Raw genomic sequence first — 16,441 nt, 5'->3', positions numbered from 1 at the left:
TTATTCCCGTCATGGATTTCTTATCATTCGATTGACAATGGATCTTTATGTCAGCTCAGCTTACCTGAGCTTTATCTTTTGATTCATAAACTTTGTAGCCGTCAGTTGTGGTAAGTTTGCGGAATTCAGAAAGCAAATGTCCGGTAACTTTACCAGGTCTTCTGTTATTGATCGGGCGTGAATCCACTTCGTTTACGCCGATAACTTCCGCAGCAGTACCAGTCAAGAAGACTTCATCCGCTACATACACATCATGTCTCGTGAATGGTTGTTCCCGCATTTCATAGCCTAAGTTCTTGGCTAGGGCCATGATTGTATTCCTCGTAATTCCTTCCAGTGCTCCTAAGTAGGTAGGAGGTGTGGTGATAACGCCATTTTTGACGATGAAAATATTATCGGCAGAGCCTTCTGTGACATAACCTTGATCGTTCAACATCAGGGCTTCATCGACTCCTGCCTGGTTGGCTTCCATTTTGACAAGTATATTATTCATGTAATTCAATGATTTTACTTGAGGCGGAAGGACATCCGGCCGGTTCCTGCGGCTTGCTACCGATGCAAGGCGGACACCTCGTTCGTACAATTCCTTTGGAAAGAGAGCGAGTGCTTCCGCAATGACAACAATGCGAGGTTCCGGACATTTCGTCGGGTCAAGTCCCAGATCTCCAGGACCTCTGGAAACAACAACGCGAATATAAGCGGTCTCCAAATGGTTTTTGCGGACAGTTTCCGCAATTACTTCCTGGAATTCTTCCTTGGTGAATGGGATATCGATCATGACTGATTTCGCCGAGTCATATAAACGGTCAAGATGTTCATCAAGCTTGAAGATGTTTCCGCTGTAGACACGAATACCTTCGAACACCCCATCTCCATATAGAAAACCGTGGTCGTATACCGATACGACTGCGTTGTCTTTTGTAACATATTCGCCGTTGAGATAAATCCATTGGTTACTCATTACCTGCACTCCTCTCTGTCAGTTATTGTTTTTTTGAAAAGATTCTGAATTAAATGGCTTCTAAAATTCCAATTCGCCAACATCTGCTAAAAAGCGTCCAACTCAGTGCCTAGGCACCTGCTTTATGAGATGACCCTGCGAAGTTTTTTTGAAGTTGACGATTACTATACTCCCTTATTTTGAGAAGGTCAACAGGTAAAAAGAAAGTTTTCAGACATTTTAGATAAGTCAGATAAGTAGAAAACGCTTACATCTTTGTCATGTCAACAAACTGGGTGTGAAAAAAATTTCTTGAAAAATTTTGCATGCTTTTTTGTGAACGAAACCTGAAGGGGTTTTTGAAAAAGATTTTTCGGATGAGTGAAGAGGAAGTAGAACATACTTTCACTGATGTAAAGAAACTTCATTGGCTAGGTTAATTTCGATTGAGCAAAAAGGAGAAAGTGTGTGAACAAGCATTATTGACGGTTGCCTGCAGAAGAGAGAAAAAGGACTCTTTCTGGAAGGACATCGTTTGAATCCACAAATGTGGTGACACCCGCGGGAACAGCGCGAGCCGAAGATCCACTTAGTCAAGTGAATTTCTTGACCAAGAATGCTTGAGGCCGTGCCCACGGCAAGCATCCACCGACAAGCGATTTGCATAAATTAAAACAACGATGTACAGCTTTTTACATCTTTTTCAGTGATCTCTTTTTTTATCACGCGGGAGGCGTTTGTTCGCGAATAAGCGAGTGGTTTCGCACGCACTGCAGACAAAAAGATTGAGCCAATGTTTCTCTATATGCTAAAAAAATCCCTGTCAGGTAACAGGGATTTTTGACAATTCTATGACATTTATGAAGTGGTAAGCATGTGGTTGTTGAATATAGAAGAAATTTTGATCAGGAGCGTTTTCCGCGTTGATTCCATGGTGCAATATGCATCGTGCCGAGATAGGAAGGGGATTGCCGCCGGGTGTTTCTGACAGGGGAAGGTGCAGTCCTGGTGACGGGCTTCTTCCAATTCAAATAGCGGTAAAGCATTTTTTTGGCACGTGACAAGGATAATCTAGGTTTCGGATTACGATAATTCTGATCTAGCTTTCCAAGGTGTTTTAGGTTGTGAAAGTCTTGTTTTTCGGCAGGTACATGGAAGTAGTAGTTGCCGACTTGAATCAACAGGGTGGAGTGCTGTCGGCTTAGTTTGGGGTGGTCGGAGTAGTGGAGGCCGATTTTCTCTGCTTTGTTTTCACGAAGAAGCTGTTGGATCGTGTGTTTTTTTAAGTCGTATAACTCCTTCGGCTCAGGAGCTGTTTTTGCGTGTCGATTGACAATGAACAGGGCCTCAGCTATTTCCTGGGAAGAAAGCGGTTTATTTTCTTTCATTGGATGAACTCCTTTCACAGGCTATTTAACCAGGACAGCGTAACCAGGCACTGAAAAAGTGAAGCGCCTGGCACTCGCTGCTATTGGGTTTTTTTCAAATCTTCTAAAATGACTTCCATCTCGGAAGCTTTGATACCTTTGTAGCTTTTAATGACTTTCCCTTCAGGTGTCACAAGAAAAAAGCTGGTTCCATGAGTCATTTGATCGGAATCGGGAATATCTTCGAGTAACGAAGCAAAGGATTTGATGGACAACTCCCTGATTTCTGAGAACTTATATCCTGTCAGGAAGTCCCACATCTTGTAGTCAGGGTTGTATTTATCGGCGAATGATTTCAGTTTTTCTGGTGTGTCGGTTTCAGGGTCAACCGAGAAAGAAACTAGCTGTACATCTTTGATGCCTTCGTCCTTAATCATTTTTTGTAATCTGGCCATGTTTCCTGTCATGGAAGGGCAGACAGTGTCACAGCTCGTGAAAATAAAATTGGCGACCCAGTACTTACCTTTGTAATCCGATAAACTGACTTTTTCTCCATGTTGGTTCGTTGCAGTAAACTTAGCTACATCCCTGGACATATTTCCCTCTATCTCTTGTCCGCAGGCACTAAGGAGTAAAAGGACAAAAGAGAATGTCGCTATTTTGAGTAATTGCTTCATGCTAATCCCCCTGTAATGATAAACCTGCAGTCTTTGCTGCAGGGCATTTGTTTTCTTTTTTCCATTAGGAATCCAGGGTCCATTTTACCATGAAATACTCCTCTTTAACTATTATTCCACATTTTTTCACAAAAAAGTCGATTTACCCGCATTATTTGTTCGACAATTTAAAAACAGTCAGCTCCGGTTTGCACAGGAAGCGGTATGGAAGTCGTGTCGTTCCAAGGCCTCGGCTGACGTAAAGCTGAAGTGGGTAATCCCCAAGTTCATGAAATCCTTCAACATATTTTTCGGCATGGGGTGGTGTAACCAGATAACCGAACAATGGTACCTGAATTTGGCCGCCGTGGCTGTGGCCGGACAGTTGCACGTCTACCGGGAAACGTTTTACATAATCGGCGTAATCGGGTTCATGGACCATCATGATTGTGAACACACTGGGATCTACTCCTTGCAGCGCTTTTTCAAGGTTCGGGCGTCCAAGCATGACATCGTCTAACCCTGCGAGATAGAAAAGTCCATTCCCTTTTTGGATGGCGGTGCTGCTGTTCTGTAGTACTGTAAAGCCAGAGTCGGCCATCGTTTTTTTAACAACTTCTGTTCCATAGCCGCCATGGTCGTGGTTTCCGTAAATCCAGTATTTACCGTGCGGGGCTTGAAGCTGCTCCAATACGGACACGATATCTTCATCCCACGTATATTCATGTGGTTTATCAACCAGATCCCCCGTAAACAATATAAGGTCAGGCTGTTGTTGATTTATGGTGTCTACGACATTTTTTAATTGATCAAGGGAATAGTGAAAACCCACGTGTGTGTCGGTGAATTGGACGATTTTAAAATCCTGGAAGCTTTCCGGGATTGATGTATTCTTGATTGTTTCCGTTTGAATAGTCAGCATATCCGGTTCCATGTAGCGGGCATAATAATAGGTTCCTCCCCCGAGTCCAAAGAAGGCAAGGAGGCTGCCAAACATCTTTTTCAAAAAGGTGCGGCGTTTCATTTTCATAGAAATAACCTCTCTCTATCAAACAACTTCATTCCATTATGTAATTATAGCACGCTGATAGTTTAGTAGCTGTTGTGAAAACACTTTGATAATAAAATGATAAATTTCGAAAAGGAACAGGAATTTCTCCCCTTTTCTGGAATAACTAACAATAGTGAAGGGGGAAGACAGAATGAATGGTCAGGTAGTAATCGTAACTGGCGGGTCGAACGGTATGGGAAAGTATATGGCAAAAAAGTTTGTACAAGAAGGAGCCAGCGTCGTCATTACCGGAAGAAATGAAGAGAGGCTCATAAAGGCTAAACACGAGATAAGCGGGGAGGACCTGTCAAAAATAAAAACAGTCATAATGGATGTAAGGGAAATAAGGGACGTAGAGCGAATGGTGAACGAAACCGTCGAAACTTTTGGCGGCATCGATCATCTTGTGAATAATGCAGCAGGAAATTTCATTTCGCCCGCTGAGAAGTTGACACCTAATGGATGGAAATCTGTTATTGATATCGTGTTGAATGGAACATTTTATTGTAGTCATGCGGTCGGTAATTATTGGATTGCAAATAATAGAAAAGGATCGATTCTCAACATTGTTGCCACATATGCCTGGAATGCCGGGGCAGGGGTGATACATTCTGCTTCGGCAAAAGCAGGGGTACTTGCTATGACGCGGACGCTTGCGGTTGAATGGGGATATCGATACGGCATTAGGGCAAATGCGATAGCTCCCGGTCCAATTGAACGGACAGGCGGGGCTGAAAAACTGTTTGAATCGGAGGCAGCTGCTAAGAGGACGTTAAATTCGGTGCCATTAAAACGTTTAGGTACACCAGAAGAAATCGCCGACCTGGCCCATTTTATCCTATCTGAGAAAGCTTCCTATATGAATGGAGAGGTCGTAACGCTTGATGGCGGACAATGGTTGAATCAGTTTCCGTTCTGAACAAGGGATACGCTTAAGTTTCAATGCTCGTTTATTCAAGCACAGCAGTATATCCACGAACATATAGTATCAAAAAGGATGAACGGAATGTTTTACAAATGTCCCCATTGCTGCCTGATTTTCAAACAGCCAGGCATATGTACCAGCTGTAAGAAGCATAAATTGACCGAATTAGTGATAAATTCTGAAAATAAAAACAAAAAGTCAAACAGGTTTACCGTAATAAAGAATCGGGGTATGAGAGAGTAGTCGGAAGCAATTACTAAATTGTTCCAATTTGTTCTTTTTTGTTTCCAGGCAGAATAGTTATGCCATGTGGTTTATGTTAAAATGTTAAATGTAGGCAAGTTGCGTGTATCTAAACTCCTTCAACTGCTCGATTAAAAAGGGAGTGTGTAAGATGATAAGTGTAGAGTACAATGAATTAGCTCAAATCTCAGTAATGGAATTAATGATTCCAGCAGAAAAAGTAGCTCATGTCCAACTAGGAAACCCATTGGAACACGCGTTGTTAGTCCTTGTGAAGTCAGGCTATTCAGCCGTTCCTGTTCTCGATCCTACCTTTCGTCTTCAAGGAGTAATCAGTAAAGCTATGATTCTTGAGGAAACACTTGGCATTGAACAATTCGAATTGAACGCACTATCGGAAAAGTGTGTCGGTGATGTGATGGAAACGGATATTCCTTGCCTTAATAAAGAAGACGATTTTGAAACTGCTCTGAAGTCAGTCATCGACCATCCGTTCGTATGTGTAGCGAACGAAGATGGTTCATTTGACGGGATTCTGACACGAAGGGCAATTTTAAAGCAGTTGAACCGCCATTTGCACGCTTAATTCTCCAAGAATAACTACATCGCAGATATAACAATGGAAAACAGATACTTAAATATTTTCTAACAAGGGGCTTGCTCAAGGGTAGTTTCTCAAACCGCGGATTGGAAAGCGGGAGGAAGCTGCAATAGAGCGGGCCTCTTCTTTAAATCAGAGAGGAAAAAAGATGACCATGACAACCACTAGCCACGTACATAAAAAGAAATTGAAGCGTCCACTTATCCTTGCTTCGATTATGCTTGCCATGTTTCTGGCAGCGATTGAAGCGACCATTGTATCCACGGCTATGCCGAGTATTGTTGCAGATTTGGGAGGTTTCAGTCTTTATAGCTGGGTATTTTCCGCGTATTTGCTTACCAACGCAGCCACTGTGCTCATTTTTGGGAAACTTTCTGATATATTCGGAAGGAAACCTATTTTCTTGTTAGGCATTTCTCTGTTCCTGATAGGTTCGACTTTATGTGGGTTTGCTGGGTCGATGAAAATGCTGATCGTCTTTCGCTTAGTCCAGGGTCTGGGCGCGGGGGCTTTGATGCCGATAGCCACAACAATAGTGGGGGATATTTACACCAAAGAAGAGAGAGCGAATATTCAGGGGTATCTCTCCAGTGTCTGGGGAATTTCTGCTGTCACTGGTCCGGCGTTGGGAGGTTTTTTTGTCGAGACGATCAGCTGGCCGTTTGTCTTTTGGATGAACATTCCGTTAGGTATTCTTGCCATGGTCGGCATTCTCGTATTCTTCCATGAAGAACCCGACAAATCGAACCGAACCATAGACTATGCTGGTGCTGTTTACATGTTTTTAGCTGTCAGTGCCCTGATGCTCATCCTGGTGGAAGGGGGAGTCAGGATTTCCTGGGATTCCCCTTTGATGTTCCTGCTCCTCTCCGTAACCACAGTCGGATTCACCTTGTTTTTTTTCCAGGAAAAACGGGCAAAGTCACCGATGATGCCATTTCACATCTGGAAATATCGATCGATTTCCGTTGCGAACTTGACCTCGCTTACTACCGGGATGATTTTAATCGGCGTATCCAGTTATCTACCCGCTTTCGTGCAGGGTGTAATGGAACGGTCCGCAACCGTTGCAGGCTTTACTTTGACAACGATGTCAATCGGCTGGCCGATATCCTCTGCACTTGCAGGAAGGCTGCTGCTTAGAATCGGGTTTCGGACAACCTCCATGATCGGTGGTATCTCCTTGATTATAGGGGGGATATTTTTCTTCCTGTTATCACCTGATAAAGGCCCCGTATGGGCTGCTGCCGGTTCCTTTTTCATCGGCGTCGGGATGGGGCTCTCCACCACTTCTTTCATAGTTTCCATCCAGAGCACAGTGGACTGGAAAACAAGGGGGATAGCGACTGCTTCCAACATGTTTATGCGTTCATTAGGCAGTGCAGTTGGTGCTGCCTTACTGGGTGGCCTGTTGAACAGCCATATCCAGTCGACCATTGAAAAAGCAGGCCTGCAAGACAAGTTGTCCGTCGATTCAGCAAACGTGCTCCTGGATCCCGAACGAAGAGGGTCACTGTCACAGGAAGCACTCGATGTTTTGCGGGATTCCCTTACCACTGGCCTTCATTACGTTTATATCGGAATACTGGTGCTGGCGGTCCTCAGCTTCTTATTAATCACTTTACTCCCAAAAGGGGATGCAAAATGAAAATTCTTGTCACAGCTATGGCACTTTGATACAGTAAAATGAAACAGTAAGGATACATAACAGAGGAGGAATAGACATTGAAACAGATGGATGCTAACGAAATTATTTCTTTTATCTCAAATAGTACCAAATCCACACCAGTAAAAGTTTACGTAAAAGGAGAAAACCTCACCGACATCGATTTTGGTGAAGAGATACAGGATTTTGTTGATGAAAAAACTGGCGTATTATTCGGAGAATGGAAAGCGATCAAACAAGCGCTTGAGACGAATAAAAATAATATTGAAGATTATGTCCTGGAAAATGACCGTAGAAACTCTGCCATTCCGCTGCTTGATTTGAAAGAGGTAAACGCACGGATTGAGCCGGGAGCAGTCATTCGCGACCAAGTGGAAATCGGCGACGGCTGTATCATTATGATGGGTGCCATGATTAATATCGGTTCCGTGGTAGGGGACGGAACGATGATTGATATGAATGTCGTATTAGGTGGAAGAGCGACTGTAGGAAAAAACTGTCACATCGGTGCCGGAGCAGTACTCGCTGGTGTCATTGAACCGCCATCCGCCAGCCCTGTAGTCATTGAAGACGGCGTCATTATTGGCGCAAATGCAGTTGTATTGGAGGGTGTTACCGTAGGGCAAGGTTCTGTAGTTGCAGCAGGTGCGATTGTAACTGAAGACGTTCCTCCCAATACACTTGTAGCAGGTACACCTGCTAAGAAAATAAAAGATATCGACGATCAGACCAAATCGAAAACCGAAATCAAACAGGAATTGCGTAAACTGGATAATTGACTGTAAAAGAGTGGCCTTGCTGATTGCAGGGCCATTTCTATAAGCGAAAGGACGGATTAGCATGGAATCGGAACAATTGACAACCATACGGAGACAGCTGCACCAGATTCCGGAGTTAGGCTTTCAAGAATACAAAACGCAGCAATATTTACTTGATCAGATCAGCTCCTTTCCACAGAAACATCTAACCGTAAAAACATGGCGGACTGGGGTTCTTGTTTATATAAAAGGAATCAGACCAGGTAAAACGATTGGTTACCGTGCGGATATCGATGGACTTCCAATTAAGGAGGAGACAGGTTATTCTTTTCATTCCCGTCATGAAGGCAGGATGCATGCCTGTGGACATGATTTCCATATGACGATAGCTCTCGGGGTGCTGCACAGGCTGGCAGAAAAACCACCAGAACATAATGTGGTCATGATTTTCCAGCCGGCAGAAGAGGGGCCGGGAGGAGCACTTCCTTTATTAGAAAGCGAGGAATTCCAGCAATGGCGGCCGGATGTCATTTTCGCACAGCATATTGCCCCTGAGCTTCCTGTCGGCACGCTTTCGACTAAGGAAGGGATCCTCTTTGCAAATACAAGTGAACTTTTCATCGATTTGAAAGGAAAGGGAGGACACGCAGCCTATCCTCATTTGACACGGGACATGGTTGTTGCTGCAAGTGATTTTGTCACTCGCCTTCAGCAAATTGTCTCACGCGGGGTCGACCCGCTAGACAGTGCTGTCATCACAGTCGGAAAAATTGTGGGGGGAACCGTACAAAATATCATCGCTGAAACTGCCCGTCTTGAAGGTACAATCCGTACGATGTCCCCAGAAGCGATGAATCAAGTGAAGAAACAAATTGAACTCCTTTCAAAAGGTATCGAGACAGGACATGACTGTCTTATTCACATTGATTACGGGTCCAATTATTATCAAGTTTCCAATGACTCAACGGCCGTCGCTCAATTTAAACAGGTAGCTTCGCTTGCAGATGTGAATATTATTGAGGCTCCTGCTGCGATGACTGGGGAAGATTTTGGTTTCATGTTAAGAGAAATTCCCGGTTTCATGTTCTGGCTCGGTGTAGATTCCGAAAATGGTTTGCATCATGCACGGCTTTCTCCAGATGAAAAAGCGCTGCCAATAGGTGTAGATGTGGTTGAAAAAACCATCCGCAACTGGAAGTGACAATGCTTGCTGCATACCTTCTTTCCTCAAGGTAACAATATAGTATGTACAAAACCAAAGGAGGAAGGTACCATGAAAAAAATCGCAGTAGAAGAAAGTCTTGCAGACATAAGTTCCGCATTAAAAGAAAAAGGGTATGATATTGTTACCATGAGAAATGAACAGGATGCTGATGGCTGTGACTGCTGTGTTATTTCAGGGCAGGACAAAGACACCATGGGCATGCAGGATACAGTAACAGAAAAATCAGTCATTAACGCTCATGGCTGCACGGCAGAAGAAGTTTGCAGCCAGGTGGAACAACGGCTAGGGTAGAAACAAAAGCGGAAGCGCCTTGGTCCCCCGACCAGCTTAAGCCAAGCCTCGCCGTGACGATTTTTGTCACAGAGAGGATGGGCTTAAGACCACGAGGGGGTAGACGCTGAGCTGGATGAAACAAAAGCGGAAGCGCCTTGGTCCCCCCGACCAGCTTAAGCCAAGCCTCGCCGTGACGATTTTTGTCACAGAGAGGATGGGCTTAAGACCACGAGGGGGTAGACGCTGGAGCCAAGTATAGCCCGCTGTAGAAGTCTATCCACATCATTTGCTAAACAAGAAACAAGGAGCGGTATTTCGCTCCTGTACATAGCTGTTTTTTTAAGAGGAGAGATTGGATGGAAGTCACGCTGAAGCTATTGGCGGTCGCTATTCTGATTATATTGACGGCATTTTTTGTCGCCAGTGAATTTGCGATTGTCAAAGTGAGGAAGTCAAAAATGGAATCACGGGCTGCAGAAGGGGATAGAAAAGCGGAAAATGTACTGCGGCTTTCCAATAACCTGGATTATTATCTGTCCGCTTGCCAGCTGGGTATCACGATAACTGCATTAGGACTCGGCTGGCTTGGGGAGCCGACTCTTGAAGTGCTGCTACGTCCTGTGCTGCATCAATTCGATTTACCTGAAGCGGTCAGTCATGCCATTTCTTTCGGGCTTGCCTTTTTTATTATCACTTTTCTTCATGTGGTACTCGGAGAACTTGCTCCAAAAACACTTGCCATCCAGAAGGCAGAAGGCATTACGCTGGCATTGTCCCGACCGCTCATATTATATAGTAAAATGATGTACCCACTCATTTGGCTTTTGAACGGATCAGCAAATATACTTGTACGGATGCTCGGTTTCCAAACTGTCAGGGAATCCGATGAAGTACATTCCGAGGAAGAACTGCGCTATATTCTGTCACAAAGCTATGAGCAAGGAGAAATCAACCGTTCCGAATTCCGGTATGTGGACAGAATTTTTGAATTTGATAACCGTACAGCAAAGGAGATCATGATTCCAAGGACAGAAGTTTCAGTTATTGATATCAATGACTCAATTAATTCTATCAAACGTTTCATCCATCATGAACGCTATACACGCTATCCGGTTATCGATGATGACAAGGACCACGTACTTGGTGTAATTCATATGAAGGAACTTTTTTATAATGATTTTGATGAGCTGGAGAGCATTGAGCCGTTTATCCGTCCTGTCGTCAAAGTATTTGAAAATATTCCAATCCATGATTTGCTCGTAAGAATGCAGAAGGAACGTACACATTTAGCAGTGTTGATTGATGAGTATGGGGGCACTTCCGGCATTGTGACTATTGAAGATATCATTGAAGAAATCGTCGGGGAAATTCGTGATGAATTTGACCAGGAAGAAGAACGTGCCATCAAGCGTCTGAAAAATGGTCACTTCCTTGTCGAAGGGAAAGTATCCATACAGGATATCAACGAATATTTCAATATTAATTTGGATAATGAAGACTATGATACAATCGCCGGTTTCATTTATACCAATGAAATCGATGCTGAGGAAGGAACGATTGTGGTTCAGCATGGCTACAACTTCAAGGTAGTCGATATGGATGATGGCCAAATTAAAAAAGTAGAAGTATGGGTATAACGAAAACTTTCACGGAATCTGCTCGATTCCATTGAGAGAGTCCTTCGCAGGCGTCACCACCTACCGCTCATCGGGGAATCATTAGGATATAACCGTTTACAAACTACTAGCATAATCTAAAAAGTTCATTTTCTTATACATTAAACATTGAAAGTTAAACTCCTTCGAGGACGTAGGCGCTGGAGGAAGACCACTCTAAAGGGTCATCTATCAACATCAAAGACAAAAAAGTCTGTATGGACATAGAACTCCATACAGACCTTTTTTATAAACTTCAGTTTTTCAGTGGCCGCAATCTGTTCCGTGAGGGTTTTGTAACTTAAAAGGATTTGTAAAAAGAATCAAGCATCCTTTTTAGTGATATTTACCTGGTGAGGGAACGGAATTTCAATACCTGCTTCGTCAAGCGCTTCTTTCATTGCTTTTTTCAAATCTCGTTCTACACCCCATTGTTCCATGTTTTCTGTTTTACCAAGAACACGCAGTACAATATCCGATGAACCGAGCGCCTGGACACCAAGCACGCTTGGTCCTTCTCTCATCCGCTCATCATTCGCCTCAAAATCCTCACAGACACGTTGGAGGATGGTAATGGCCTGATCGATGTTTTCATCATAGGCAATACCGATATCAACGATTGCCTGCATATTTCCACGAGAATGATTGCTGACCCCGGAAATTTCCCTATTGGGTATATAATGGAGAGTTCCGTTGAAGCCCCGGAGTTTGGTGGTGCGTAGACCGACCTCTTCAACTACCCCATCATATCCTGCAGTCGTGACATAATCCCCGACATCTACTTGGCGTTCAATCAGGATGAAAAATCCAGTGACAATATCACTGACCAAACCTTGAGCACCAAAGCCAATGGCAAGTCCGACAATCCCTGCTCCGGCTAGCAGCGGTCCAATTGGAATGCCGAGCATTTCAAGAAGCATGACAGAAAACACAAACATTAATACATAAGAAAATATGTTTACGCTCAACCTGCTCAGTGTCAATGTCCTTGACTCCGGAAGCTTCCGGCTTTTACTGATTTTATTAATCGCACCTTGGATCGCTTTCTTTCCGATGGGCGCGATAATTGCAAAAACAAGAATCAATAAGCCAATCTTAAGTGCAACAGATATGACAATTTCGCTCAATTCCGCTGCATTGAAGGTAAACCCTTCTTCAAATAAATTCATGTAACTTTTCTCCTTTCTACCACTATTTCTTTACTAACCATAGCGGATTTTGTCAAATACTATCAAATTATAAGGTGCTGAAACGAAGAATTTCTTTAAAATGTCCTATGTTAGGGAATCATGAAACATATCATTTTACTTTATCTAGACGTTATTGTTTAATGAGAATGTGTGAAGGTTATATTATAGAAGCGGGCTTTGATTTTAAAGGTTTTGCGTCTAGATTAAATTAATTATCATTTAATATTGACTTTAAAAAACAAGCTCGTTATAATAGTAACCGAGATTGACAACTGTAGTTGTAAATATTTTAATCAATTTTTGGAGGGATTTTTCATGGCAGAACGTATGGTAGCAAAACAAGCACCACGCTTTGAAATGGACGCGGTGCTGCCGAACAAAGAATTCGGTAAAGTATCTCTAGAAGAAAACATGAAGAACGACAAATGGACAGTACTTTTCTTCTATCCAATGGACTTCACTTTTGTATGTCCAACTGAAATCACAGCGCTTTCTGACCGCTTTGATGAATTCGAAGACCTGGATGCAGAAGTTGTGGGTGTTTCTACAGATACCATTCATACTCACTTGGCATGGATCAATACTTCCCGCGACGAAAACGGACTAGGTGATCTAGCTTACTCTCTAGCTGCTGACACCAACCACCAGGTAGCGAAAGACTACGGCGTATTAATTGAAGATGAAGGTGTAGCACTTCGCGGCTTGTTCATCATCAGCCCTGAAGGTGAACTAATGTACCAAGTTGTAAACCATAACAACATTGGCCGTGATGTGGACGAAACACTACGCGTGCTTCAAGCACTTCAAACTGGCGGTCTTTGCCCAGCTAACTGGAAGCCTGGTCAAGAGACTCTATAATTAAGCATAATCAGGACAAGATAGAAGGAAAGGGTCTAACATCACGTTAGGCCCTTTTGTATCGAACCTTTTCTATTTATAAAGGAGGAAATATAATGCGTTTAAGAGAACCAATGCCAGAACTGCAAGGCGCGACTGAGTGGCTGAACGGTGAATTGTCAAAAAGTGATCTCGTAGGTGACAAGCCGACACTCATCCATTTCTGGTCCGTCAGCTGCGGTCTCTGTAAGGAAGCAATGCCCAATGTAAATGAATTCCGGGATGAATACAAAGATGAATTGAATGTTGTTGCCGTTCATATGCCTCGCTCGGAAAAAGACCTGGATCTTGATAAAATTAAAGAAGTCGCAGAAGAACATGGTATTACTCAGCCAATTTTCGTTGATAACAAGCATGCTCTGACGGATGCTTTCGAGAATCAATATGTACCGGCCTATTATGTATTCGATGCAGAAGGAAACCTTCGCCATTTCCAGGCAGGCGGTGGCGGCATGAAGATGCTTCGTAAGCGTGTCAATCGTGTCCTTGGTGCTACAGAAAAATAGTGAAAAATAAAAACCATCAGTACAGCACTGATGGTTTTTTCGTTTTCTATTATGAAAGAATCTTTTTTTTATCCGATGAATATACTACAGTTCGTCTATAAAATTTTCAGGGAAGTACATCGGCGCTGAGAAAATTTTAAGGTGGGAAGTATAAGGGCGACTAAGCCGGCAAAGAACGCCAGCAAAGTCTTCCTAATACTACAGTTCGTCTATAAAATTTTCAGGGAAGTACATCGACGCCGGGAAAATTTTAAGGTGGGAAGTATAAGGGCAACTAATCTGGGGAAGAACACCAGCAAAGTCTATATTAGTTGGGGGAATAATACTGTGCGTTTCTGAACGGTGAACGGCTCATGAATGAGTGGATAAAATCAGTGGAAGCATCCGCGGACGGGCGGAAGAAATCAGCGGAAGCAGGTAAAGAATTCTTGGACGACGTAAATATAAACGCAGGCGACAATTCAGTTCAAAGCATTTACTTTTATTACATAAATGGATGGCCAAGTAATAATTCAGCACCTGGCTGAATAAGTTAGCGTTCGTATAGTAAAACAGGCTTGCCGATTGAGAGTGTACAGGTATCTAAATTCTTAAAAACCCCTTATCTCGAAGCAATACTACTGCTTTCATAATTTTTTGAAAAAATGATGCAAAAGGGTAGATATTTATTTCGGAACCCGATATATTTATAATTACGTTAAAATTAGATTAAGGAGGGAGACAATGGAAACCTTTAAAAAACTTAAGGAGTTTTATTGGCCATATAAGAAATTTCTTCTGAGCTCACTTGTCTTCTTAATGTTGGTCACTGCGATAACAGTAGTTTATCCAGTAATCCTCCAGAAAACGATTGATGATGTTGTGGCACAGGAAAGGTACAGCATGATTCCTTATCTTGCCGGTGCATTTATTATGCTGATGCTTATAAAAGGATTTGCGACTTATTTCCATCAATACCTCGGTGATTTGTTCGGAATCACTTCTGTGTATAAGCTGAGGGATGAGCTGTATAAAAAATTGCAGCGTCTCCCATTTAAGTATTATGACAATGCCAAAACGGGAGATATCATGTCACGTCTGACAGCTGATGTAGAAGGTTTCCGTTTCTTCCTATCTTTCGGTTTTTCTGAAATGGTACGCATTACAACCTTGATTTTAATCAGCTTGAGTGTCATGTTCTATTATTCTGTTCCACTTGCCCTTGTTACGATGGCGGCGATGCCGTTCCTTGCCATTGTTGTCTATCAGTTCGACAGGAAGGTTCACCCGGCGTTCCGCAGTATCAGGAAATCGTTTGGGAAGCTGAATACACGCGTTCAGGAAAATATCAGTGGAATGAATACAGTCAAATCCCTGTCGAGGGAAGGATTTGAGATTGGCCGGTTTTCCAATAGGAATGATAACTACCGACAGAATTATATTACGACAGCCAACATTTGGGCGAAGTATTTTCCTTTAATGGAGTTTGTCGGTAATGTCTCTGTAGTAGCTTTATTAGCCTATGGAGGGTACCTGGTTGTCAATAATCAGTTAGCTTTAGGGGAGCTTGTCGCTTTTTTCAGCCTCGTCTGGTACATTCTTGGACCATTGATGAACCTTGGATTTGTCATAAATTTATTTTCTCAGTCCAAGGCATCTGGGGAACGTCTTTTGGAAATTTTAGAAGCAAAAGAAGATATCCAGGAAGTAGACGATCCGATCACAAATCAACGTCTGGATGGCCATGTAACATTTAATAATGTCACTCTTACGTACACAAAAGATGACGACTCTGCATTGAAAAACATCACCTTCGATGCGCCTCCAGGAAAGGTGATTGGTCTGATTGGAGCGACCGGGTCTGGAAAAACAAGCATCACCCAGCTGATCACCCGCTTTTATGAACCGGAGGAAGGGGAAGTGCTGGTCGATGGAAGACCGGTCGATCAATACGCGTTGAAAACTTTGCGCAGAAATATCGGGTTTGTCCTCCAGGAGTCCTTCTTATTTTCAACAACTATTAAAGAAAATATCGCCTATGGTAATCCAGATGCATCCATGGAGGAAATCATCGATGCAGCGAAACGGGCTCAGGCCCATGAGTTCATCCTTGAAATGCCTGACGGCTATGATACCCTCCTTGGAGAGCGCGGTATGGGACTTTCGGGCGGACAGAAACAGCGGATAGCGATTGCCAGAGCTATCCTGATCGATCCGAGCATTTTAGTTTTGGACGATGCTACATCCGCGGTAGATATGGAGACGGAATTTGAAATCCAAAAAGCTTTGAAGGAAGTCATGCACGGAAGGACGACATTCATCATTGCCCATCGTATTTCCTCCTTGAAGCATGCCGATGAAATTCTTGTGCTGGAAGATGGCAGTGTTAAAGAACGCGGTACTCATGATTACTTACTGTCGAATGGCGGTCCATACCAGCGGATATATGATATCCAATATCAGGACAAAGAAAAAATTCTCAATTCATCAAATCTCTAATAAGGGAGGG

Annotated in this window: 16 protein-coding genes; 11 read left to right on the top strand and 5 right to left on the bottom strand. The window is 43.2% G+C overall.

Annotated elements, in window-relative coordinates; all coding sequences use genetic code 11:
* Nucleotides 1-55: 55 nt before the first annotated feature.
* The 4 genes from ilvE to JOC33_RS09150 form a co-directional block, all read right to left on the bottom strand.
* Complete coding sequence (gene ilvE, locus JOC33_RS09165) at nt 56-961, bottom strand: branched-chain-amino-acid transaminase (protein WP_205092186.1); 906 nt, start codon at nt 959-961, stop codon at nt 56-58.
* An 884-nt stretch (nt 962-1,845) separates the two neighbouring features.
* The gene (locus JOC33_RS09160; RefSeq protein ID WP_205092185.1) at nt 1,846-2,328 is read right to left on the bottom strand and encodes a YkyB family protein; all 483 of its coding nucleotides are present in this window, start codon (nt 2,326-2,328) and stop codon (nt 1,846-1,848) included.
* A gap of 80 nt (nt 2,329-2,408) precedes the next feature.
* Nucleotides 2,409-2,984, bottom strand: a complete 576-nt coding sequence (locus JOC33_RS09155) for an SCO family protein (RefSeq protein WP_205092184.1) — start codon at nt 2,982-2,984, stop codon at nt 2,409-2,411.
* A gap of 151 nt (nt 2,985-3,135) precedes the next feature.
* The gene (locus JOC33_RS09150; protein ID WP_338054491.1) at nt 3,136-3,993 is read right to left on the bottom strand and encodes a metallophosphoesterase; all 858 of its coding nucleotides are present in this window, start codon (nt 3,991-3,993) and stop codon (nt 3,136-3,138) included.
* A 172-nt stretch (nt 3,994-4,165) separates the two neighbouring features.
* Here JOC33_RS09150 and fadH point away from each other — a divergent pair, with 172 nt between their 5' ends.
* The 7 genes from fadH (at nt 4,166) to JOC33_RS09115 (ending at nt 11,342) form a co-directional block, all read left to right on the top strand.
* On the top strand, nt 4,166-4,933 hold the full coding sequence (gene fadH / locus JOC33_RS09145) for a 2,4-dienoyl-CoA reductase (RefSeq protein ID WP_205092183.1): 768 nt from the start codon (nt 4,166-4,168) through the stop codon (nt 4,931-4,933).
* A 400-nt stretch (nt 4,934-5,333) separates the two neighbouring features.
* Complete coding sequence (gene cbpB, locus JOC33_RS09140; protein ID WP_205092182.1) at nt 5,334-5,768, top strand: cyclic-di-AMP-binding protein CbpB; 435 nt, start codon at nt 5,334-5,336, stop codon at nt 5,766-5,768.
* Between the two features lie 163 nt (nt 5,769-5,931).
* Nucleotides 5,932-7,431, top strand: a complete 1,500-nt coding sequence (locus JOC33_RS09135) for an MDR family MFS transporter (protein WP_205092181.1) — start codon at nt 5,932-5,934, stop codon at nt 7,429-7,431.
* 77 nt (nt 7,432-7,508) lie between these two features.
* The gene (gene dapD / locus JOC33_RS09130) at nt 7,509-8,228 is read left to right on the top strand and encodes a 2,3,4,5-tetrahydropyridine-2,6-dicarboxylate N-acetyltransferase (RefSeq protein ID WP_205092180.1); all 720 of its coding nucleotides are present in this window, start codon (nt 7,509-7,511) and stop codon (nt 8,226-8,228) included.
* 61 nt (nt 8,229-8,289) lie between these two features.
* Nucleotides 8,290-9,408, top strand: coding sequence for an N-acetyldiaminopimelate deacetylase (locus tag JOC33_RS09125; RefSeq protein ID WP_205092179.1), 1,119 nt, complete (start codon nt 8,290-8,292; stop codon nt 9,406-9,408).
* A 72-nt stretch (nt 9,409-9,480) separates the two neighbouring features.
* Complete coding sequence (locus JOC33_RS09120) at nt 9,481-9,723, top strand: YkuS family protein (RefSeq protein ID WP_205092178.1); 243 nt, start codon at nt 9,481-9,483, stop codon at nt 9,721-9,723.
* A gap of 338 nt (nt 9,724-10,061) precedes the next feature.
* Nucleotides 10,062-11,342 (top strand): hemolysin family protein, encoded by a 1,281-nt coding sequence (locus JOC33_RS09115; protein ID WP_205092177.1) that lies wholly within the window; start codon nt 10,062-10,064, stop codon nt 11,340-11,342.
* Nucleotides 11,343-11,683: 341 nt separating this feature from the next.
* Here the strand turns inward: JOC33_RS09115 and JOC33_RS09110 are convergent, their stop codons facing one another.
* A complete protein-coding gene (locus JOC33_RS09110; protein ID WP_205092176.1) occupies nt 11,684-12,529 on the bottom strand; it encodes a mechanosensitive ion channel family protein in 846 nt (281 codons plus the stop codon).
* Between the two features lie 336 nt (nt 12,530-12,865).
* Here JOC33_RS09110 and JOC33_RS09105 point away from each other — a divergent pair, with 336 nt between their 5' ends.
* From JOC33_RS09105 to JOC33_RS09090, 4 genes are all read left to right on the top strand, one after another.
* Nucleotides 12,866-13,408 carry a peroxiredoxin gene (locus JOC33_RS09105; RefSeq protein ID WP_205092175.1) on the top strand — a complete coding sequence of 181 codons (543 nt, stop codon included), beginning with the start codon at nt 12,866-12,868 and terminating at the stop codon, nt 13,406-13,408.
* A 95-nt stretch (nt 13,409-13,503) separates the two neighbouring features.
* On the top strand, nt 13,504-13,953 hold the full coding sequence (locus JOC33_RS09100; RefSeq protein WP_205092174.1) for a redoxin domain-containing protein: 450 nt from the start codon (nt 13,504-13,506) through the stop codon (nt 13,951-13,953).
* 353 nt (nt 13,954-14,306) lie between these two features.
* Nucleotides 14,307-14,480: a hypothetical protein gene (locus JOC33_RS09095; RefSeq protein WP_205092173.1), complete on the top strand. Its 174-nt coding sequence runs from the start codon at nt 14,307-14,309 to the stop codon at nt 14,478-14,480.
* A gap of 196 nt (nt 14,481-14,676) precedes the next feature.
* Nucleotides 14,677-16,431, top strand: coding sequence for an ABC transporter ATP-binding protein (locus JOC33_RS09090; RefSeq protein ID WP_205092172.1), 1,755 nt, complete (start codon nt 14,677-14,679; stop codon nt 16,429-16,431).
* Nucleotides 16,432-16,441: the final 10 nt, after the last annotated feature.

Origin of the sequence: Thalassobacillus pellis, assembly GCF_016908295.1 — a bacterium.
Classification (GTDB): domain Bacteria; phylum Bacillota; class Bacilli; order Bacillales; family Halobacillaceae; genus Thalassobacillus; species Thalassobacillus pellis.
Note: the sequence above shows the minus strand (reverse complement) of the source record. Positions and strands in the feature narration are given on the sequence as shown.